Raw genomic sequence first — 20235 nt, forward strand, 5'->3', positions numbered from 1 at the left:
GTATCCATCAGGGTGCGAATGAGACGCCGAGGATACCGAAGCGATGTGTCTACTCCCCGTCAGGCGCCACCAGTTGCTGCACGGTGTCAGGCTGCAGTTCAGGCGGCAATGCCTTCTTGGCCTTGCTGCCCAGCTCGGCCAATCGTCGCGCGCGGCTGATCGCCGAATGGCGTGAATCCTGCAGGCGGTTGCGGGCATTGGAGAAGGCGGCGGTGGCGTCTTCGAGCTTCTTGCCGACGTTGTTGAAATCGGTCAGGAACGCCATCAGCGCGTCCAGCACCAGTCCCCCGGCGTCGCTGATCTGCAGCGCCTGCTTCTGCACCTTGTCGCGCGTCCACAGCCGTTCGGCCACGCGCAGCAGCGCCATCAGCGTGTTGGGCGAAGCAAACACCACCTTGTTGTCGAAGGCATAGGTCTGCAGCGAAGGATCGGCCGACAGCGCCGCCGACAAGGCCCCTTCGATCGGCACGAAGGCGATGGTCACATCCAGCGTCTGCTCTTCGCCCATCGCCTTGGGATAGTTGCGCACGCCGAGGTCGCGCACGTGCGCGCGCAGTGCGGTGGCATGCCGCAGCAGGGCCTCGCCACTGGCTTCGGGGGTCACCGCGTTCATCGCTTCCTGCCATGCCACCAGGTTGACCTTGCTGTCGACCACGATGCTGCGCTGGTCCGGGAAGTTCACCACCACGTCCGGGCGCAGTCGCTCGCCTTCGTCATCCACCACGTGCTGCTGGCGCTTGTAGTGCACGCCTTCTTCCAGCCCAGAACCACGCAGCACGGTTTCCAGCATCAGTTCGCCCCAGTCGCCGCGCACCTTCGCATTGCCTTTCAAGGCATTGGTCAGTGCCGCCGCCTGCGAGGCCATGTCCTGGTTGAGCGTCTTCAGTTCGCCCACCGCACCGAGCAGGCTGGCGCGTTCGCGGGCTTCTTCGGCGTACAACACGTCGACCCGGCCGCGGAATTCCTGCAGGCGCTCGGTGAAGGGTTTCAGCAGGTTCTCGATGTCCTGCCGCGACTGCCCGGTGGCATGGCGTACGTTCTTCTCGAACTGCTGGCCGCGCTCTTCGAAGACCTTCCCAGCCAGTTCGGCGAAGGCGCCGCTCAGCTTTTCCTTGGCGCTGTCCAGGTAGGCGCGCAGTTCGTCGCTGGCCTGCTGGGAGTGCTGCAGGTTGGCCTGCAGGCGGGTGTGTTCGCCATGCAGCTGCTGGTAGCTCTCGCGCTGGGCGTGCAGCTGCTGCTGCACTTCCTGCAGCTGTGCCTGCAGCTGCTGCAGGGCGTTGCCGCGTTCGACCAGGCGGGTGTCGCGCTCGCTGGCCAGTGCGGCGTCGCGTTCGATGCGCCCCTGTGCCGCGCTGAGTGCCTGCTGTGCTTCCAGGCCACGGCGGCGTTCGCCTTCGATGTCGTCCTGCAGCGACTGCAGGCGTCCACGCAGTTGGCCGGCGTCGACCTGCGCGGCCAGGCTGCGGTCGCGTTCTTCGGCCAGGGCCTGGCGCAGGGCGTCCAGTTCGTGGGTGTCGGTGCCGCCGCCGGAGCGGCGCAGCACCACCACCAGCAGGACAAGGATGACGGCCAGCAACAGCACGGCCAGTAGAGCAAGCGTCTGGGTTTCCATGCGCCTAGTTTAGGCGGGTGCCGTCTCATGCGCTGCGTCGGGGGTGATCGAGCGGGTTGGACCCCCTCGCGGCTGTCAGCCTTCAAGCAGGGTCTTGGTGTCGCGTGGGGCGGGGAGGTTATGCGGGGCACGCGCAAGTACGTCCATGTAGCTCTTCGCGGCTCCTGCCGCTCAAGGCCCCGCATAACCTCCCCGCCCCACCCGCTGACAGTTTTTCGCGCGCTGCCAGCCGCGTTTGAAGGAAAGAGAGAGGGGTCAGAGTCCTTTTGCGTGCAAAAGGACTCTGACCCCGGTGCTGGCCCCGATGCCTGAGTGGCTTACCAGCCTTCCAGCACGATCTTGCCCTTGGCTTTCTGGCTTTCGATCAGTGCGTGCGCGCGGCGCAGGTTGGCGGCGTTGATGCGGCCCAGGTTTTCGCCCAGCGTGGTGCGCAGTACGCCGGCGTCGATCAGGCCGGCGACGCGGTTGAGCAGGGCGTGCTGCTGCTGCATGTCGGCGGTCTGGTGCAGCGGCCGGGCGAACATGAACTCCCAGTGCAGCGAGGCGCATTTGCGCTTCAGCGCCATCACGTCCAGCTGGCCGGGGTCGTCGATCAGGCCGAGCTGGCCCTGCGGTGCGAGTACTTCGATGATCTGCGCGTAATGCTGGTCGGTGTGGGTCAGGCTGGCCACGTGTTCGACATGCGCGATGCCAAGCCGCGCCAGGCCTTCGGACAGCGGCTGGCTGTGGTCGATGACATGGTGCGCGCCCAGTGCGTACACCCAGTCCTGGGTTTCCGGGCGCGAGGCGGTGCCGATTACGGTCAGCTTGGTCAGCTGGCGTGCCAGCTGCACCAGGATCGAGCCGACGCCACCGGCCGCGCCGATCACCAGCAGGGTCTGACCTTCGCCGGTGCCCTCGGCGATGCGCAGGCGGTCGAACAGCAGTTCCCATGCGGTGATCGCGGTCAGCGGCAGTGCCGCGGCGCTGGCGTCGTCCAGGCTGGACGGCTTGCGGCCGACGATGCGCTCGTCCACCAGCTGGTATTCGGCATTGCTGCCGGCACGATCGATGGCGCCGGCGTAGTAGACCTCGTCACCGGTCTGGAACAGGGTGACATCACTGCCAACGGCATCCACAACGCCGACTGCGTCGAAGCCGAGCACGCGTGGGCTTTCGGTGGCGGCATTGCGGCGCACCTTGGCGTCGACCGGATTCACCGCCACTGCCTTGACCGCCACGCGCAGGTCGCGTGGGCCCGGGGTGGGGGTGTCCAGATCGATATCGACCAGCGATTTGGCGTCGTCCGGCGACAGGCCGGCGTGGGTATAGGCAACAGCGCGCATGGGTTGACTCCGCAGCGGGGGGGATGCGCTCAGGATGGACGCTGCAGGTGACGCTGGAAAGGCGCAGAATCAGGCATCACTTTCTCTTTTGTGGTGAAAATGGTCCGGTTCGACGACCTGCAGCTGTTCGTGCGTACCGCGGCGCTGGGCAGTTTCAGCAGCGCAGCGCGCGAGGTGGACCTGCTGCCCGGCCAGGTGGCCGCAGCGATCGCGCGGCTGGAGCGCGAGCTCGACCTGCGGCTGTTCGTGCGCACCACGCGCAGCCTGCGCCTGACGGCCGAGGGCGCGCAGTACCTGCCGTATGCGCAGGAAGGCCTGGCAGCGCTGCGCGAGGGCCAGGCGCGGGTACAGGGCGAAGCCGCCGAACTGGCCGGCACCCTGCAGGTGGCGGCGCCATCGGACCTGGGCCGCAATGTGCTGCTGCCCTGGCTGACCGCGTTCCGTCGCGCGCATCCGCGGCTGCAGCTGCATCTGCAGCTGTCCGACCAGGTGGCCGACGTGTTCCGCGATCCGGTGGATATCGCTTTCCGGCTGGGTCGCTTCGACAACGCCAGCTATGTCGCCCTGCCGCTGCTGGCGGACAACCGCCGCGTGCTGGTGGCGTCTCCCGCCTACCTGCAGGCGCACCCGGCACCGGGCAGCCTGGATGCGCTGAAGGACCACGCCTGCCTGCTCTACCAGCTGGGCGGGCGCACCCACGACCGCTGGAGTTTCGAACAGGACGGCCGCCGCAGCGTGGTGGCGGTGCGTGGCGCGCTGCTGTGCGACGACGCCGACGTGGTGCGGCGCTGGGCGGTGGCCGGGGAAGGCATCGCCTACAAATCGTGGCTGGATGTCGGCGATGACGTGCGTGCAGGACGCCTGCAGGTATTGCTGGACGGCCAGGGCGAGAGCCTGCCGTTGAACCTGGTCTGCCCGCACCGCAAGCAGTTTTCGCCGGCGGTGCGGCAGCTGCATGGGTTTCTGGGTGAGCGGCTGACGCCGTTGCTGGAAGGGTTGCCCACCGCCCGGTAGTGACGGCCGCTGGCCATCAGCTCTCCGCATTGGGGGGTGACGACCGTTGGTCGTCACCGCGCTGCCGCTGCGCTCGCCGAGCATGGCTCGGCGCTACCGAACCCGTTGCCGCGGTAGTGACGGCCGCTGGCCGTCTCTACAATGAAGCCCCCTGCGTTGAACGAGTGAGCCGCCATGCCGTGGATGGGCATCCAGGATCTGTGGACCTTCCTGGTCGCCGTGCTGGTGTTCCTGGCCCTGCCGGGCCCAGGCACCTTCACCCTGCTCACCGCCACCGGCCGTGGAGGCGTACGCGGCGGCTATACGGCGCTGGCCGGCCTGCTGGTGGGCGACCAGATCCTGATGTGGCTGGCGCTGGCCGGCGTGGCCGCGCTGCTGAAGGCCAACCCCACCGTGTTCCACGTCGTGCAGTACCTGGGCGCTGCGTACCTGGTGTGGGTGGGCATCAGCCTGCTGCGCACGCCGAAGGCCGACGGCAGCGACCTGCCGGGCAGCGTGCGGCTGGCACCGGGTCACTACTTCCGCCAAGCGATCCTGGTCAGCCTGCTCAACCCCAAAGCCATCCTGTTCTACATGGCCTTCCTGCCGCTGTTCATCGACCCGCGCCAGCACCAGGGCGTGGCCACCTTCGCCGCGCTGGCCGGGATCATCTTCGTGGTCAGCGTGGCGTACTGCTCGCTGCTGATCGGGGCCGGCAACCTGGCCCGCCGTCGGTTGATCCAGCATCCGCGCGTCAGTGATGTGCTGCGGCGCGTCGCCGGGGTGTTCCTGCTGGGGTTCGGTATCCGGCTCGGTTTGAACGGCTGAAAACATTGTGCCGATTCCGGCATCCGTTGTCGGATGAAGCGCCAAGCGGTTTGTCAATGAGCGTCCGTCAGTGGTAATGCTGCGCCGCATTCGGTCACACTCGGGCACTTGTCGTTCCCAGTCACCACGAGGTCCGAATGTCTTTGCTCCGGCGCAAATCCCTGGATACCGTCACCGTCCATGAGGCCGGAAGGCAGCTGGTCCGCACGCTCAGTTGGCCGCACCTGATCGCGCTGGGCATCGGTGCCATCGTGGGCACCGGCATCTACACGCTGATCGGTGTCGGCGCCAACCTGGCCGGCCCGGCCGTGCTGATCTCATTCGCCATCGCCGGTGCTGTCTGTGCCTGCGCGGCATTGGCCTATGCCGAACTGGCCACCATGATGCCGGCCTCGGGCAGCGCCTATACCTACAGCTACGCGGCACTGGGTGAGATCTTCGCCTGGGTCGTCGGCTGGAGCCTGATCCTGGAATACTCACTGGTGGTCAGCACGGTGGCGGTCGGTTGGTCCGGCTACTTCGTCGGCTTCCTGGAATGGGTGCACACGCAGATGGGCATCGACATCCGCCTGCCCCTGGCGCTGTCGGCCGGCCCGCACGTGGAGGGCGGCATGTTCAACCTGCCCGCCGTGCTGATCACCTGGGTGGTGGCCGGAGGCCTGATGCTGGGCACCAAGGAAAGTGCCACCCTCAATGCCGTGCTGGTGGTGTTGAAGATCATCGCCCTGGCGGTGTTCGTTGCCGTTGCCCTGCCTGCCTTCGACACGGCCAACCTGCAGCCGTTCATGCCGTATGGCTTCGCCAAATCGCTGGGCCCGGATGGGCTGGAGCGCGGCGTCATGGCCGCAGCCGCGATCATCTTCTTCGCCTTCTATGGGTTCGATGCCATCGCCACGGCGGCCGAAGAGACCAAGAATCCGGGCCGCGATCTGTCGATCGGCATCATCGGTTCGATGGTCGGCTGCACCATCATCTATATGCTGGTGGCGCTGGCTGCCATCGGTGCGATGAGTTACGCCGTGTTCGGCAGCAGTGCCGAGCCGCTGGCGCTGATCATGCGCCAGCTGGGTCACCCGACCGCCGCGCTGCTCATCGGCGTGGTGGCCATCGTGGCGTTGCCGACCGTGCTGCTGGCTTTCATGTTCGGCCAGAGCCGCGTGTTCTTCGTCATGGGCCGCGACGGCCTGCTGCCGCGCAGCCTGTCCAACGTCAGCAAGCGCACCGGCACGCCGGTGGCCACTACGCTGTTCAGTGCGCTGCTGGTCTCCGCACTGGCCGGCGTGGCGCGGCTGGATGAAATCGCCGCGCTGGCCAATGCCGGCACGCTGGCGGCCTTCACGGCCGTCGGCATCTGCCTGGTGGTACTGCGTCGGCGGGAACCCAACCGCGAGCGCAGGTTCCGTACACCGCTGGCCTATGTAGTGGGTCCGGCCGCAGCGCTGGGCTGTGTCTATCTGTTCTTCAGCCTGCCGCAGAGCACCCAGCTGTACTTCCTGATCTGGAACGTGATCGGCCTGGCGGTGTACTTCCTGTACAGCCGACGGAAGGCGCTGTTGGGCAGGTAAATACCGACGGCCGACGGCCGTCAAGCAGGCGATGCGGGGTGACGGCCAGCGGCCGTCACTACCGTGTGGTCAAGGGCGGGCGTGGTCCTGCGCCTGCTGCATCACCCGCAGCAGGTTGCCGCCCCAGATGCCGGCGATCTGCTTTTCGTCGTAACCGCGGCGCAGCAGCCAGGCGGTGATCTTGGGCAGCTGGCTGACATCGCGCAGGTCGGTCAGCCCGCCACCGCCATCCCAGTCCAGGCCGATGCCAACGTGTTCGGGGCCCACCACGTCGAGGATGTGGCCCATGTGCGCGAAGAAGTCATCCAGGCTGGCGTGGCGCACCGGGTACTGCCGGTCCAGCGCCTCTTCCCCGCGCTGCAGTTCCTCGCCCTGCGCCATGCTCATGCCTTCCCAGCCGCCCAGCCGCTTGCTCAGCGCGTCTTCGGCGTCCTTGCGCTCGGGGCTCTTGCCGGGATCCACCAGATAGCCGCCATAGGCGTTCACCTGGATCACCCCGCCGGCCTTGGCCAGCTGGCGCAGGCGCGCATCGTCGAGATTTCGCGGGTGGTCGTGGATCGCCTTGGCTGAACTGTGCGACAGCACGAACGGTACCGGCATCATCGCAATGAGCTGGTCGAACACTGCATCGGAGGCATGCGACTGGTCGATGACGATGCCCCGTTTCACCGCCTCGTTGACCAACGCACGGCCGGCCGGGCTCAGTCCGTTCCACTCAGGGCCCTTCGGGTTGGTGGCCGAATCGGCGAACTCGTTGGTGGCGAAGTGCACGGTGCTCAGCATGCGCAGCCCGGCCTGGTGGTAGAAGCCCAGCAGGCTGGGGTCGGCCACCAGCGGACTGGCGTTTTCCATGCTGATGAACACCACGCGCTTGCCGTCGGCCTTGATCCGCACGGCATCGGCCGGGGTCAGCGCCAGCGCGAAGCGGTCGCCGTTGGCGGCCAGCATGGTGCGGATATCGAGCAACCGCTGCAGGCCGGCATCGCGGTCGCGCTGATGGGCCGCGGCACTGCGGTCACCCTGGCCGGTGTAGATCGCCCAGAAACCACCGTCCAGCGCCCCTTCCACCATGCGCGGGTAATCCACCTGGGACAGCGCGTTGTGGTCGTGGCGGTTGTCGATGTCGAAGCCATCGCGGGCGAAGTTGGCCGGCGTATCCAGATGGCTGTCCAGAGTCAGCAGGCGCTGCTGCAGGGACTTGGCGCGCTGCAGTTCGGCGGCGCTGAAATCAATGGCATGGACGGACAGCGGCGTGCTGAGCGCCAGGGCGAGCATCAGCGGCAGGCGAGGCAGGATCATGCAGGTCTCACCGGGGACGGGGAGACCTGACGATAGCGCTGACGCGCTGGGCTGGGTAGGTGCGCGGGTGCGGAAGCGGTGACGACCAACGGTCGTCACCACCGGGTTTGGTCGTCACCCACCGGGGTTGCGGTTACAGCACGCGGCAGAACACGGCCTTGAGATAGCGCGATTCCTGCACGTGGGCCATGAACGGATGGTCGGGGCCGGCACCGGATACCTTGAGGATCTGGATGGTGCGGCCGGAGTAGAACGCCGCACGCCGCAGCATGTCCAGGAACTGGTCTTCGGCCACCAGGCCGGTGCACGAGAACGTGGCGAACAGGCCACCCGGCTTGACCACGCCGAGGGCCAGTTTGTTCATGTCCAGGTACTTCTTCAGCGCGCTGATCACCTGGTCGCGATCGCGGGTCATCTTGGCCGGGTCCAGGATCACCACGTCGTACTGCTCGCCGCGGTTGGCCGCATCGCGCAGCCACGGGAAGATGTCGGACTGCACGAACTTCGGCCGCACGTTGTTGAGCTTGGCGTTGCCCTTGGCGATCTGGATCACGTCTTCGTCGATGTCGATGCCCACTACTTCACTGGCACCGCGCGCGGCGGCATACACCGCAAAGCCACCGGTGTTGCAGCACAGGTCGAGCACGGTCTTGCCTTCGACCTGCTGGCTCAGCCACTCGCGGTTGTCGCGCTGGTCGGCGAAGAAGCCGGTCTTGTGCGCGCCGGCCGGGTCGGCGAGGAACTTCACGCCGTACTCGGTGATCACCGAAGCTTCGGTGGTGGTGTTGCCATGGAAATCGAAGCTTTCCTGCTTCTGCACGTGTTCGTCGGCGAAGCTGTGGAAGCGGCAGCCCGGGAACTGTTCGCTCAGGGCCTCGTAGATCCATTCGCGGTGGCGGAACATGCCGGCGGCGAAGAATTCCACCACTACCAGGTCGCCATAGCGGTCCACCACCAGCCCGGACAGGCCGTCGCCTTCGCTGTGCACCACGCGCCACGCATCGCTGACCGCATCCAGCTTCAGCACGTCGCGGCGCAGTTCCACCGCCTGGGCGATCTTGCGCGAGAACCAGCCGGCGTCGACCGGCACGCGCTCGTCGGTTTCCAGGATGCGCACGGCAATGCGCGAATGCCCGTTGTAGAAGCCACGCCCGATGAAGTCCCCTTCCACACCGAAGACATCCACGATGGTGCCGGGCTTGGGCCGGACGGCGGGTTTTTCGACCAGTTTCTGGAAGATCCACGGGTGGCTGGAACGCCAGGCATTCTTGAGACGGACTGAGGGGGCAGAGGTATTCATCGGCCTATTGTAAGCGCTGCGGTAGGGCGGGCCGCAGGCCCCGGTAGTGAGGGCCGCTTGCCGTCAACTGGAAATCGCGCGATTGACGGCCAGCGGCCGTCACTACCCGGTGATTGACGCGGCGCCGGGATGCCCGCAGAATCGGCGCCAGAAGGGGAGTAGCTCCCAACGTTGTCGCCGTCAATTCGAGCCCGCAGGCTCCGGTGCAACGGCAGTCCCACCACATCGGGGCTGCGAGCGAGACCTTCGCCGTACCGGCGAAGCTCTGTCCCTGGATCCCCCTCCCGATCCTCCGTTGCAGATCCTCGCCGTCCGGCTTGAGGCTTTTTTCTTTTTCCCAACGGACAAACCCATGCAGACGATCGGTAATTTGTGGTTATGGCTCGGCTTCGGCGCGGTGGTGATCATCGCGCTGCTGGTCGACCTGGTATTGATGCGCCACGGCGGCCCGCACAAGGTCACCTTCAAGGAGGCCCTGTGGTGGTCGATCGGCTGGGTGCTGCTTGCCCTGGCCTTCAATGGCGGCCTCTGGTACTACCTGAACGAGACCGCCGGACAGGTGGTGGCCAACAAGGTCGGCCTGGAGTTCCTCACCGGCTATCTGGTCGAAAAGGCCCTGGCGGTCGACAACATCTTTGTCTTCCTGATGATCATGGGCTACTTCGCAGTGCCTGAGGAACAGCGGCAGAAGGTGCTGATCATCGGCATCCTGGGCGCAATCGTGCTGCGTACGATCATGATCTTCGCCGGCAGTGTACTGATCACCAAGTTCCATTGGCTGCTCTACGTGTTCGGTGCCTTCCTGCTGTTCACCGGCTGGAAGATGTGGTTCTCCGCCGGCCAGGAGCCGGACCTGGAAACCAACCCGGCGCTGCGCTGGATGCGCAAGCACCTGCGCCTGTTGCCGGACTACGCCGGTAATGCGATGAGCGTCATGCGCGATGGCAAGCGCTGGTACACCCCGCTGTTCGCGGTGCTGATCCTGATCGCGGTGACCGACGTGATCTTCGCGGTGGACAGCATCCCGGCCATCTTCGCCATCACCACCGATCCGTTCATCGTGCTGACCTCGAACGTGTTCGCGGTGCTGGGCCTGCGGGCGATGTTCTTCCTGCTGGCCGGCATGGCCGATCGCTTCCACCTGCTGCCGTACGGTCTGGCGCTGGTGCTGGGCTTCATTGGCATCAAGATGATGATCATCGACCTGTTCAAGATCCCGACCCCGATCTCGCTGGGCGTGGTCGCGCTGATCATCGCCATCACCGTGGTGCTGAGCCTGAAGATCCCGCCGAAGCACGACAAGGCCTGATCGATCGCGTCGCCGGCCCTGCGGGGCCGGCAGCGCGCGCTGCAGCAACGGGTCGGCCGGGATTGTCCCGCCGGCCCGTTTTATTTTCCCACCCCACCGGGGTTGGTTTCGCCCCGGCCACCGCCATTGCTTGGATATGAACGCCAACGCACCCGTGCCCGCCGGCGGCAACCCGGCCCCGCCTACCGATCGCCTGCGCATCCTGCGTGCCTTCAACCTGAGCCTCGGTGCCGTAGTGCTGCTGGTGGCCGCGTTCGCGCTGCAGGACTACTTCGACTGGCGGCCGTGGGCCGTGGCGCCGTTGGAAATGGCCGGGCTGCTGGGCCTGCTCGGCGCACCGCTGCTGCATGGGTCGGTGGAACACATCGCCGCCAACAGCGTGGCCCTGCTGATCCTCGGCACGCTCGCCGGCAGCGTCTATCCGAAGGCAACGCTGCGCGCGCTGCCGCTGCTGTGGATCGGCTCAGGCATCGGCGCCTGGCTGCTGGGCGACCCGGGCAGCCGTCACCTCGGCGCCAGTGGCGTCACCCACGGCCTGATGTTCCTGCTGGCCAGCCTGGGCCTGCTGCGCCGTGACCGTGCCGCCATCGCCACCGGGCTGATCGGCATGCTGTTCTACGGCGGCATGTTGATGACCGTGCTGCCGCATACCCCGGGGGTGTCCTGGCAGTCGCACATGGGCGGCGCATTCGCCGGCATCATCGCCGCGCTGCTGTTCCGCCACAGCGACCCGATGGCCGCCCGCCCGCGCTACAGCTGGGAAGACGAAGAGGATTCCATCGAAGCCCTGCCCGACGACGAGCTGGAGCCGCCCTCGCCGCGCCAGGTGCCGGTGCTGTGGCAGCCACGCGAAGGCCACGACTACGTAGTGCTGCCGTTCCGACGTCCAGGCCAGGATGACGCACCGCGCTGATCGCCTGGTGCCTGCCGTTGGTGGGTGACGACCGTTGGTCGTCACGCTGCTCCGCTTTCAAATTTCCGTCATAGACGCGGCTCGGCCGCCTTGCCCAAGATGTACCGGCTGGAGCCCACAGGCCCCGCCGGGTTTGGCGTCCCGTTTCTGTTGACCTGGAGCGCCGGCACGCCAACCCGCACCGTCCGCCATCGCGCTGCATGCACGTGGCCAGCTGCGAGGAGAAAACGCATGGGAGCCTTCCCACCCCCGAGTGCGCCTTGAATGGAGCAGCTCAACGACATGGTGCTGTATCTGGTGATCGGCGGCCTGCTGCTGGTCGTGGGCGTGCTGGTTTTTCATATCGCTTCGCGCGATCCCGCGGCCGGTCGCTGCTGCCGCTGCGGTGACCCCGGCCGCTGTCCATTGCGCCGCGGCCGCGGCTCCAGCCTGTCTGCCGGCAAGTAGCCGCTCAGCGACCGTCAACCGCCTTGCGCCCCAGCGCGGGGTCATCGGTGAAGAACGCATCGATACCGGTGTCGAGGTAGGCGCGCATCTCGGCGATGGAGCCCTCCGGGTTGCGTGCGTTGGGTTCACCGCTGCGCAGGTTGGCGGCGATGAAAAGATTCTCCGGGCGGAAGGTGTACGGCACCACCATCAATCCCGCCGCATGCGCATCGCGCACCAGCGTGGTCGGCACACCCAGCGCGCCCTTGGCGTCCAGCGGAATGATCGAACGCAGCTCCGGCCCGATGCCGTCAGCATAGGTCGCAATTTCCTTGAGCCCGGCAGGCGTCAGCATCTGCGCATAGGTCAGCGCACCGCCCGCCCTGGCCACATCGGCCGGCTTGGCGTCACCCTTCCAGGTCAGCTGCAGCAGGCGGATGTTGCTGCCGCGGCCGATCTTGCCGCGCAGGTAGCGCAGGTTGGCGGTCTCGAACGACTGCAGCGTCACCGGGCCCACCTTGGTATACGGATTGGCCTGCAGCGCTGCCAGCACCTTGTCTTCCATCGGCAGTCCGATGGACTGGAAGTAACTGGGGTGCTTGATCTCCGGCACCAATCCGATGCCCCGGTTGGCACGGCCGGCCTGCTGCACGAGGAAGGCCAGGATTTCATCGAAGCTGGCAATGCGGAACTGCCCGTCGAAGGCGGTGCTGCGCTGCTGCGGCAGGCGCTCGCGCGCGTAGAGCGTCTTTAGTTCGGCCAGGGTGAAGTCTTCGGTGAACCAGCCCTCGACCTGTTCACCGTCAATGGTCCTGGTGGTGCGGCGATCGGCGAACTCCTCGCGCGATGCCACATCGGTGGTTCCGCTGATCTCGTTCTCGTGGCGGGCCACCAGCTGCCCGTCCTTGGTCATCACCAGGTCCGGCTCGATGTAGTCGGCGCCGTCGGTGATGGCCTGTGCATAGGCCGCCAGGGTGTGTTCGGGCAGCAGCGCACTGGCCCCGCGGTGGGCATAGACCGAGGCCTTGCCCGGTGCAGCTGATGAAGATTCGGCGCTCATGGCCAACGATGGTGCCACGGCCAGCGACAACAGCACTGCACAACCCCACGACTTCACGGACTATCCCCTTGGATGACGAATGCGGCGAGTATGCGTCCGCAATATGACAGGGGGAGGTAGGCGCGTCTGTAAGCGGCGCCTGGACATTTGTGCAAGCACTTCTTGCACAAATGTCCGGGAGGCGGGAGTGGGCGGCGATTGAACAGAGCAGCCGACTGAAGTCGGCTCTACCAGACGGCTCCAGCCCTACTTGCCGATGCAGAAGCTGGAGAAGATCCGGCCGAGCAGGTCATCGGCGCTCATCGCGCCGGTGATTTCGCCCAGCGCCTCGTGCGCCAGCCGCAGCTCTTCGGCGGCCAGTTCCAGGTGCTCGTGTGCCAGCTCGCCATCGGCGTGCAGTGCATGTTCCTGCGCGCGCTCGATGGCGTCGACATGGCGGGTGCGCGCGGAGAACTCGCCGTCCACCTGTTCGCCGGCACCGGCGCTGGCGATCGAGCGCAGGCGCGCATGCAGGTCGTCCAGGCCTGCACCGGTGGCGGCGGATACGAACACCCGGTCGGGGTCATCGCTGCCCTGCCCCGTGCCGGCCGGCAGCAGGTCGGATTTGTTGTGGATGTAGACCTTGTGCGGCACGTCCAGCACCGATGCGCCGATCGCCGCTTCACCGGCGGCGGGATCGCGCGCATCCAGCACGATCAGCGCGAGATCCGTGCGCTCGATCTCCACCCGCGCGCGACGCATGCCTTCGCGTTCAATCGCATCGCCGCCATCGCGCAGGCCGGCGGTATCCACCAGGGTCAGCTCCAGGCCGTCCAGCCGGATGGTCTCGCGCAGGGTGTCGCGGGTGGTGCCGGCGATGTCGGTGACGATCGCCCGCTCGCTGCCGGCCAGCGCGTTGAGCAGCGAACTCTTGCCGGCATTCGGCGGGCCGATCAACACCGCATGCAGGCCATCGCGCAGGCGGCGCCCGCGTTCGGCATCGCGGCGCAGCAGCGCCAAGGTTTCACGTGCCTGCAGCAGGCCACGCCGCACCTGATCACCGCCCAGCGTATCCAACGGTTCGTCGGCGAAATCGATGGCGGCCTCGACGTGGATGCGCAACCTGACCAGTTGTTCGGCCACCTCGTCCACGCGGCGCGAGAACACCCCGTCCAATGAACGGCGCGCGGCGCGTGCGGCGCGATGGTCACCGGCCGCGATCACGTCGGCGATTGCCTCGGCCTGGGCAAGATCCAGTTTTCCATTGAGGAATGCGCGCTCGCTGAACTCACCCGGCCGCGCCTGGCGCGCGCCGAGCGCGATGCAGCGCGCCACCAGCTGCTGCAACACAACCGGGCTGCCGTGGCCCTGCAGTTCCACCACTTCTTCGCCGGTGAAACTGTTCGGCGCCGGGAACCACAGCACGATGCCGTCGTCGATCACCTCGTTGTCGGCATCGCGCAGCCGCGCGTAATGCGCGTGGCGCGGGCGCAGTACGGGCGCCCCGAGCAGGTGGGCGATGGTCGCTGCGCGCGGTCCGGAAAGGCGCAGCATGCCCACCCCGCCGGCGCCGGCGGCAGTGGCGATGGCAACGATGGTGTCGGTAGCGGTGGTATCCATGGCGATCATTGTGCGGCGTTGGTCTGCAGACGGCCAGAAGCAGGAAACCCGCCTTGCGGCGGGTTCCTGTGTGGCTTACTTCTTGGTGGCGATGGCCGGGACCGGATCGCCGCCATGGCGCTTGGTCATCCACCACTGCTGCAGCAGGCCCAGGCCGCCGTTGACCACCCAGTACAGGACCAGGCCGGACGGCATGAAGGCCATCATGACGCCGAACACGATCGGCATCATCTGCATCATCTTCTGCTGCATCGGGTCCATGCCCGGAGCCGGGGTCAGCTTCTGCGTGGCCCACATCACCGCCACGTTGATCACCGGCAGGATGAAGTACGGATCACGCGCGGTCAGGTCCTGGATCCAGCCCAGCCACGGCGCCTGGCGCAGTTCGACCGACTCCACCAGCACCCAGTACAGGGCGAAGAAGATCGGCATCTGGATGAGGATCGGCAGGCAGCCGCCCATCGGATTGATCTTTTCCTTCTTGTACAGCTCCATCATCGCGGTCTGGAACTTCTGGCGGTCATCGCCGTAGCGCTCCTTCAGCTGCGCGATGCGCGGCTGGAAGCGGCGCATCTTCGCCCCGCTCTTGTACTGCACCGCCGACAGCGGATACAGCACCATCTTCAGCAGCACCACCAGGCCGACGATCGCCCAGCCCCAGTTGTTGACCAGCTTGTGCACTTGGTTCAACACCCAGAACAGACCCTGGCCGATCACCGCCATCAGCGAGAAGCGGCTGTAGTCGACCACGCGGTCCAGCCCCTTCACGTCTTCCTTGGCGATCAGGTTGACCAGCTTCGGACCCACCCACAGGCGGGCTTCGCTGCTGACCTGCTGGCCGGGCGCGACGTTGAAGGCCGGGCCACGCGCTTCGATCTGGTCACGGCCGTTGTTCTGCGACAGCACGTAGTGCGCGACCTGGTCGGACTGTGGGATCCACGCGGTGAAGAAGTGGTGCTGCAGCATCGCCAGCCAGCCGCCGGTGATGTTCTTGTTCAGCGCGCCGTCGTCCATGTAATCAGCGAAGGCACGACGCTCGTAGCCGCCTTCGGTGCTGAACCAGGTGGCGCCGTTGAAGCTGAAGGAATCCGGGTTGGTCATGCTGCGCGACAGGATGGTCGGGCTGCGGTCCAGCGTGCGGTAGACGAAGCCGTTCCACGGCGCCGTGCCCTGGTTGCGGACCACGTCCTTGACCTTGATCGCGTACTCGTTGCGCGACAGGGTCAGGGTGCGGTCGATCACCACGCCGTTCGGACCGTTCCAGACGAACGGGATCTGCAGTTCCTTCTGGCCATCGGCCAGTACGAACTCGCGCTGGTCACCGACCAGCTTGAAGCCATCGGCGCCCGGGACCGGCACGCTCTTGTCTTCGCTGGCCCAGCCGCTGATCGCGCTGTACGGATGCGCGGGGTCTTCGGTCAGCAGGCGCACCGGCGGGCTGTTGTCGGCCTTGGTCTGCGGGAACTGCAGCAACTCGGCGTCCAGCACACGGCCGCCATCGAGCACCAGGCGCAGCACGTCGGTGGTGACGGTCACGCGCTGGGTGGCCGGGGTGGCGGCCGCCTGGGCGGTGGTCGCCGCGGCAGTGGCCCCGGGCACCTGTGCACCGGGCACGCCGCCGGGCGTGGCGCCAGGGACGGCCTGGGTGGCAGCGGCCACGGCGGTGGTGGTCTGTGTGACCGGCGGTGCAGCCTTTTCGCGGCCCCACTCCATCCACAACAGCACGGCCACCATCAGCCAGGCAAAAACAAGGAAAATACGGGTCTGGTTCATCAGCGGACAGGCTCTGCGGTGCCGGGGCGTGGTGCCGGCTCGTTCGAAGAAGGCGATGCGACGCCGTCGGAAGGCGGCATTGTGCCGTCCACGACCGGGGCGGGCAATGCTCCAAGGCGTCGCAACAGGCGCAGGAAGGCCTGGCGGATCTCATCGTTGCTGGCAGCACGCGCAGCACTACGTGCCACGACGACAATGTCGCCCGGCAGCAGGTCAGCGCGGCAATGTCGCAAGGCGTCGCGCAGGACGCGCTTGATCCGGTTACGCCCTACGGCGTGCGGATCCACCTTGCGTGAAACGGCCAGACCCATCCTGGCCGGCCGGTCTTCTGGCAGCCAGTGAAGGGTCATCAGCGGTTCGGACACCCGGCGGGCGCCGTTGAAGACCGTAGAATATTCGGCACGCGTGCGAACCCGCGCAGAGCGAGGGAATCGCTTGCGCGGGTCAGCAGTACTCACTATCGGAAGGATTGCGTCTGCCGCGGAGAGCGGCATGGCAATCAGGCGCTCAGGACTTTGCGGCCCTTGGCGCGGCGACGCGACAGGATCTTGCGGCCGTCAGCGGTCTTCATACGGGCACGGAAACCGTGGTCGCGCTTACGCTTGAGGTTGCTGGGCTGGAAAGTGCGCTTGGTGGCCATGTTGGGCCTCTCGTATGAAATGGACGGAAAGAACCGGAAATTCTAGAGGTACATACCCCCTCGCGTCAAGTCCTTGTGACTACGCGATTTCATGGGGCTGTGCAATAGCTGTGGATGATTTTGTGAATAACTGTGGGACAACCATTCCAGAGGCCGCCCGGCGATGGTAGTCTGAGTCATCCTTTTCCCCCTTTCCGGCCTGTCGGGACGGTGCTTTCAAGCGCCTGACCACCGGCCCAAGATGATTATTGCCGATGGATGCCTGGTCCCGTTGTCTGGAACGCCTTGAAGCGGAGTTCCCGCCTGAAGACGTTCACACCTGGCTGAAGCCGCTGCAGGCTGATCTGCGCGCTGACGCCTTGATCCTCTTCGCCCCCAATGCCTTCATCGTCGACCAGGTGCGCTCGCTGTACCTGCCGAGGATCCGCGAACTGCTGACCCACTTCGCTGGTTTTGGCGACGTTTTTCTTGAAATCGGCTCACGTCCGCGCCCCATGGAGACGCAGATCGCGTCGAATCCGGGCCTGTTCAGCGGGGGTGCCTCGCCGGCGCTGTCGCCGGCAGCCAGTGCGCCGGTGGTGCCGTTCGCCGGCAACATGGATTCGCACTACACCTTCGCCAACTTCGTCGAAGGGCGCAGCAACCAGCTGGGCCTGGCGGCGGCGTTCCAGGCCGCGCAGCGTCCGGGTGACCGGGCGCACAATCCGCTGCTGCTGTACGGCGGCACCGGGCTGGGCAAGACCCACCTGATGTTCGCGGCCGGCAACGCGATGCGCGAAGCCAACCCGCACGCCAAGGTGCTCTACCTGCGTTCGGAACAGTTCTTCAGCGCGATGATCCGGGCCCTGCAGGAAAAGACCATGGATCAGTTCAAGCGCCAGTTCCAGCAGGTGGACGCGCTGTTGATCGATGACATCCAGTTCTTCGCCGGCAAGGACCGCACCCAGGAAGAGTTTTTCCACACTTTCAATGCGCTGTTCGACGGCAAGCAGCAGATCATCCTGACCTGTGATCGGTATCCGCGCGAAGTCGAAGGCCTGGAAGCGCGCCTGAAGTCGCGACTTGCCTGGGGCCTGTCGGTGGCCATCGAGCCACCGGACTTCGAGACCCGCGCTGCCATCGTGCTGGCCAAGGCACGTGAACGTGGCGCTGAGATTCCCGACGATGTGGCGTTCCTGATTGCCAAGAAGATGCGCTCCAACGTGCGCGACCTCGAGGGCGCGCTGAATACCCTGACCGCGCGGGCCAATTTCACTGGCCGTGCGATCACCACGGAGTTCGCCCAGGAAACTCTGCGCGATCTGCTTCGGGCCCAGCAGCAGGCCATCAGCATTCCCAACATCCAGAAAACCGTTGCCGACTATTACGGCCTGCAGATCAAGGATCTGCTGTCCAAGCGTCGGACCCGGTCGCTGGCCCGCCCGCGCCAGGTCGCGATGGCCCTGACCAAGGAACTGACCGAGCACAGCCTGCCCGAGATCGGCGACGCCTTCGCAGGGCGGGACCACACCACGGTGCTGCACGGCTGCCGCCAGATCCGGACGTTGATGGAAACCGACGGCAAGCTGCGGGAAGACTGGGACAAGCTCATTCGCAAGCTGAGCGAATGATGCACGTACGCCGTTGAGGCGTCATCGCACAAAACGGTGCAGAATCCGGGGGCAAGCACGGGGCATGTTGTGGATAAAAAAGGCGTTCCAGATCCAAGGAATTCCATCCACAGCTTTCCCCCCCTGTTGAAGGGCGGTACTCCATAGGGTTTCGAGGCATTAAAACCCTTTGCATTCAAATACTTGAGTGTGTTTTCCCTGAATTCTGGCTCTACCATCACCACCAAGCTTTTGATTTATCCCATATTTTTTAAAGCATAGGGGCACGGAACCACATGCGTTTCACACTGCAGCGCGAAGCCTTTCTCAAGCCGTTGGCGCAAGTCGTCAATGTGGTCGAACGCCGCCAGACCTTGCCGGTTCTGGCCAACTTCCTCGTACAGGTGCAGGACGGGCAGCTTTCGCTGACCGGTACCGACCTGGAAGTGGAAATGGTGTCGCGGATCGCAGTTGAAGACGCCGAGAACGGCGAAACCACCATTCCCGCCCGCAAGCTCTTCGAGATCATCCGCGCCCTGCCCGATGGCAGCCGGATCACCGTCTCGCAGACCGGTGACAAGATCACCGTGCAGGCCGGGCGCAGCCGTTTCACCCTGGCAACCCTGCCCGCCAACGATTTCCCGTCGGTGGACGAAGTGGAAGCCACCGAGCGCGTTGCGATCGGCGAAGCCACCCTGAAGGAACTGATCGAGCGCACCGCGTTCGCGATGGCCCAGCAGGACGTGCGCTACTACCTCAACGGCCTGCTGTTCGACCTGCGCGGCGATACGCTGCGCACCGTTGCCACTGACGGGCACCGCCTGGCGCTGTGCGAAACCGATCTGGCCAAGCCCAGCGGTTCCAAGCGGCAGATCATCGTGCCGCGCAAGGGCGTCACCGAGCTGCAGCGTCTGCTGGAAAGCGGAGATCGCGAGATCGAGTTGGAAGTCGGCCGCAGCCACGTGCGGGTCAAGCGCGATGATGTGACCTTCACCTCTAAGCTGATCGACGGTCGTTTCCCGGACTACGAGGCCGTGATTCCGATCGGTGCCGACCGTGAGGTCAAGGTGGATCGTGAAGCCCTGCGTGCCTCGCTGCAGCGTGCCGCGATCCTGTCCAACGAGAAGTACCGCGGCATCCGCGTGGAAGTCTCGCCGGGCAACCTGAAGATCAGCGCGCACAACCCGGAGCAGGAAGAAGCCCAGGAAGAGATCGAGGCCGAGACCACCGTCAGCGACCTCGCTATCGGCTTCAACGTGAACTACGTGCTGGATGCGCTTTCGGCACTGCGCGATGAGTACGTTATCGTGCAGCTGCGCGATTCGAACTCCTCTGCGCTGGTGCGTGAAGCGAGCAGCGAAAAGTCGCGTCACGTGGTGATGCCGCTACGTCTCTGACGCTCGGTTCCACGTGGAACAGGAAACGCCCGACTGGTTCGGGCGTTTTTTTTGTTGTTCCACGTGGAGCATCGTCGTTGGAACGGGTTGCTGGGATTAGACGTTCAATAGCTGCCGTCAGGTTCAAGGCAGCTGTCATTGAACGCCGATCGGCCGCCGGCAAGATCCGGGATGTTCAATGAATCTGCGCCGTCGCCGCCGCTTGCGTTGCCCTGCACTGTAGACGGCTATCCACACCCCTCCCGGGCTTCTTCGGAGGGTATGCCAAGCTTTTAAATCTGGGTATAAATCTAAAGCATGGTGGTGATGGTAGGGCCAGATTTCATGTATAACTAGGTTATGTAATTGATTTAAAAGTGTTTGTTGGCATCGAAACCCCCCCTCAAATAGGGGGTCGGGCTGGGGGAATACCTGTGGATAGAATTCAGGCCGACTTGAAGTACGTTTTTTATCCACAGATTGCCCAGTGGTTGTGTCTAAGTCATCCAGAGGTTTTCCCGACCGGCTTAGGGATGGTGTTGATTCTTTGAAACCTGAGACGGGCCGTGGGCTGGGGTCCGGCAGAATTCAAGGATTTCAGCCCCGCCACGTGGAACCGTCTCGGCGG

Annotated in this window: 17 protein-coding genes; 8 read left to right on the plus strand and 9 right to left on the minus strand. The window is 65.5% G+C overall.

The features are described from left to right. Positions 1-49: 49 nt before the first annotated feature. Both SOM47_RS14175 and SOM47_RS14180 read right to left on the minus strand, forming a co-directional pair. Positions 50-1612, minus strand: coding sequence for a DNA recombination protein RmuC (locus SOM47_RS14175; protein WP_320505945.1), 1563 nt, complete (start codon positions 1610-1612; stop codon positions 50-52). 317 nt (positions 1613-1929) lie between these two features. Continuing rightward, positions 1930-2937, minus strand: coding sequence for a zinc-binding alcohol dehydrogenase family protein (locus SOM47_RS14180; protein WP_320505946.1), 1008 nt, complete (start codon positions 2935-2937; stop codon positions 1930-1932). Between the two features lie 99 nt (positions 2938-3036). Here SOM47_RS14180 and SOM47_RS14185 point away from each other — a divergent pair, with 99 nt between their 5' ends. The 3 genes from SOM47_RS14185 to SOM47_RS14195 all read left to right on the plus strand — a co-directional run bounded on the left by SOM47_RS14185 (position 3037) and on the right by SOM47_RS14195 (position 6323). Then, a complete protein-coding gene (locus SOM47_RS14185; RefSeq protein WP_042612156.1) occupies positions 3037-3951 on the plus strand; it encodes a LysR family transcriptional regulator in 915 nt (304 codons plus the stop codon). A 174-nt stretch (positions 3952-4125) separates the two neighbouring features. Beyond that, the gene (gene leuE, locus SOM47_RS14190; protein ID WP_042612155.1) at positions 4126-4758 is read left to right on the plus strand and encodes a leucine efflux protein LeuE; all 633 of its coding nucleotides are present in this window, start codon (positions 4126-4128) and stop codon (positions 4756-4758) included. Between the two features lie 137 nt (positions 4759-4895). After that, positions 4896-6323 carry an amino acid permease gene (locus tag SOM47_RS14195; protein WP_192084928.1) on the plus strand — a complete coding sequence of 476 codons (1428 nt, stop codon included), beginning with the start codon at positions 4896-4898 and terminating at the stop codon, positions 6321-6323. 69 nt (positions 6324-6392) lie between these two features. Here the strand turns inward: SOM47_RS14195 and SOM47_RS14200 are convergent, their stop codons facing one another. Beyond that, the gene (locus SOM47_RS14200) at positions 6393-7622 is read right to left on the minus strand and encodes a dipeptidase (protein ID WP_320505947.1); all 1230 of its coding nucleotides are present in this window, start codon (positions 7620-7622) and stop codon (positions 6393-6395) included. 133 nt (positions 7623-7755) lie between these two features. Beyond that, positions 7756-8922, minus strand: coding sequence for a class I SAM-dependent rRNA methyltransferase (locus tag SOM47_RS14205; RefSeq protein WP_320505948.1), 1167 nt, complete (start codon positions 8920-8922; stop codon positions 7756-7758). Between the two features lie 352 nt (positions 8923-9274). On the opposite strand from SOM47_RS14205, the gene SOM47_RS14210 reads away from it, so the two are divergent. The 3 genes from SOM47_RS14210 (at position 9275) to SOM47_RS14220 (ending at position 11591) form a co-directional block, all read left to right on the plus strand. Then, entirely contained in the window at positions 9275-10231 is a 957-nt protein-coding gene (locus SOM47_RS14210) for a TerC family protein (protein WP_042612151.1), read from the plus strand. 136 nt (positions 10232-10367) lie between these two features. After that, positions 10368-11144 (plus strand): rhomboid family intramembrane serine protease, encoded by a 777-nt coding sequence (locus SOM47_RS14215; RefSeq protein WP_042612150.1) that lies wholly within the window; start codon positions 10368-10370, stop codon positions 11142-11144. A gap of 264 nt (positions 11145-11408) precedes the next feature. Then, a complete protein-coding gene (locus SOM47_RS14220) occupies positions 11409-11591 on the plus strand; it encodes a hypothetical protein (protein ID WP_042612149.1) in 183 nt (60 codons plus the stop codon). Positions 11592-11595: 4 nt separating this feature from the next. Here SOM47_RS14220 and SOM47_RS14225 read toward each other — a convergent pair whose 3' ends face one another. The 5 genes from SOM47_RS14225 to rpmH all read right to left on the minus strand — a co-directional run bounded on the left by SOM47_RS14225 (position 11596) and on the right by rpmH (position 16642). Then, positions 11596-12687 carry a glycerophosphodiester phosphodiesterase gene (locus SOM47_RS14225; RefSeq protein ID WP_320505949.1) on the minus strand — a complete coding sequence of 364 codons (1092 nt, stop codon included), beginning with the start codon at positions 12685-12687 and terminating at the stop codon, positions 11596-11598. A gap of 189 nt (positions 12688-12876) precedes the next feature. Then, positions 12877-14238: a tRNA uridine-5-carboxymethylaminomethyl(34) synthesis GTPase MnmE gene (mnmE, locus tag SOM47_RS14230; protein WP_414715814.1), complete on the minus strand. Its 1362-nt coding sequence runs from the start codon at positions 14236-14238 to the stop codon at positions 12877-12879. A 66-nt stretch (positions 14239-14304) separates the two neighbouring features. Then, complete coding sequence (gene yidC, locus SOM47_RS14235; RefSeq protein WP_320505951.1) at positions 14305-16002, minus strand: membrane protein insertase YidC; 1698 nt, start codon at positions 16000-16002, stop codon at positions 14305-14307. Then, positions 16002-16496: a ribonuclease P protein component gene (gene rnpA, locus SOM47_RS14240; RefSeq protein ID WP_083492029.1), complete on the minus strand. Its 495-nt coding sequence runs from the start codon at positions 16494-16496 to the stop codon at positions 16002-16004. The genes yidC and rnpA overlap by 1 nt, the downstream gene beginning before the upstream one ends. Positions 16497-16501: 5 nt before the next feature. Next, complete coding sequence (rpmH, locus tag SOM47_RS14245) at positions 16502-16642, minus strand: 50S ribosomal protein L34 (RefSeq protein ID WP_006404565.1); 141 nt, start codon at positions 16640-16642, stop codon at positions 16502-16504. A gap of 254 nt (positions 16643-16896) precedes the next feature. On the opposite strand from rpmH, the gene dnaA reads away from it, so the two are divergent. Beyond that, the gene (gene dnaA, locus SOM47_RS14250; RefSeq protein WP_192084921.1) at positions 16897-18252 is read left to right on the plus strand and encodes a chromosomal replication initiator protein DnaA; all 1356 of its coding nucleotides are present in this window, start codon (positions 16897-16899) and stop codon (positions 18250-18252) included. 275 nt (positions 18253-18527) lie between these two features. Continuing rightward, complete coding sequence (gene dnaN, locus SOM47_RS14255) at positions 18528-19628, plus strand: DNA polymerase III subunit beta (RefSeq protein ID WP_042612143.1); 1101 nt, start codon at positions 18528-18530, stop codon at positions 19626-19628. The last annotated feature ends 607 nt before the right edge of the window (positions 19629-20235 follow it).

It is taken from the genome of Stenotrophomonas sp. CFBP8980 (genome assembly GCF_034046095.1).
In the GTDB taxonomy this organism is placed as follows: domain Bacteria; phylum Pseudomonadota; class Gammaproteobacteria; order Xanthomonadales; family Xanthomonadaceae; genus Stenotrophomonas; species Stenotrophomonas lacuserhaii.

Coding starts and splice junctions, on each gene's coding strand:
- dnaN (WP_042612143.1), top strand. CDS start 18,528: ATGCGTTTCACACTGCAGCGCGAAGCCTTTCTCAAGCCGTTGGCGCAA.
- mnmE (WP_414715814.1), bottom strand. CDS start 14,238: ATGATCGCCATGGATACCACCGCTACCGACACCATCGTTGCCATCGCC.
- dnaA (WP_192084921.1), top strand. CDS start 16,897: ATGGATGCCTGGTCCCGTTGTCTGGAACGCCTTGAAGCGGAGTTCCCG.
- rnpA (WP_083492029.1), bottom strand. CDS start 16,496: ATGCCGCTCTCCGCGGCAGACGCAATCCTTCCGATAGTGAGTACTGCT.
- SOM47_RS14195 (WP_192084928.1), top strand. CDS start 4,896: ATGTCTTTGCTCCGGCGCAAATCCCTGGATACCGTCACCGTCCATGAG.
- SOM47_RS14185 (WP_042612156.1), top strand. CDS start 3,037: ATGGTCCGGTTCGACGACCTGCAGCTGTTCGTGCGTACCGCGGCGCTG.
- SOM47_RS14215 (WP_042612150.1), top strand. CDS start 10,368: ATGAACGCCAACGCACCCGTGCCCGCCGGCGGCAACCCGGCCCCGCCT.
- SOM47_RS14180 (WP_320505946.1), bottom strand. CDS start 2,937: ATGCGCGCTGTTGCCTATACCCACGCCGGCCTGTCGCCGGACGACGCC.
- rpmH (WP_006404565.1), bottom strand. CDS start 16,642: ATGGCCACCAAGCGCACTTTCCAGCCCAGCAACCTCAAGCGTAAGCGC.
- yidC (WP_320505951.1), bottom strand. CDS start 16,002: ATGAACCAGACCCGTATTTTCCTTGTTTTTGCCTGGCTGATGGTGGCC.
- SOM47_RS14210 (WP_042612151.1), top strand. CDS start 9,275: ATGCAGACGATCGGTAATTTGTGGTTATGGCTCGGCTTCGGCGCGGTG.
- SOM47_RS14200 (WP_320505947.1), bottom strand. CDS start 7,622: ATGATCCTGCCTCGCCTGCCGCTGATGCTCGCCCTGGCGCTCAGCACG.
- leuE (WP_042612155.1), top strand. CDS start 4,126: ATGCCGTGGATGGGCATCCAGGATCTGTGGACCTTCCTGGTCGCCGTG.
- SOM47_RS14220 (WP_042612149.1), top strand. CDS start 11,409: ATGGAGCAGCTCAACGACATGGTGCTGTATCTGGTGATCGGCGGCCTG.
- SOM47_RS14205 (WP_320505948.1), bottom strand. CDS start 8,922: ATGAATACCTCTGCCCCCTCAGTCCGTCTCAAGAATGCCTGGCGTTCC.
- SOM47_RS14175 (WP_320505945.1), bottom strand. CDS start 1,612: ATGGAAACCCAGACGCTTGCTCTACTGGCCGTGCTGTTGCTGGCCGTC.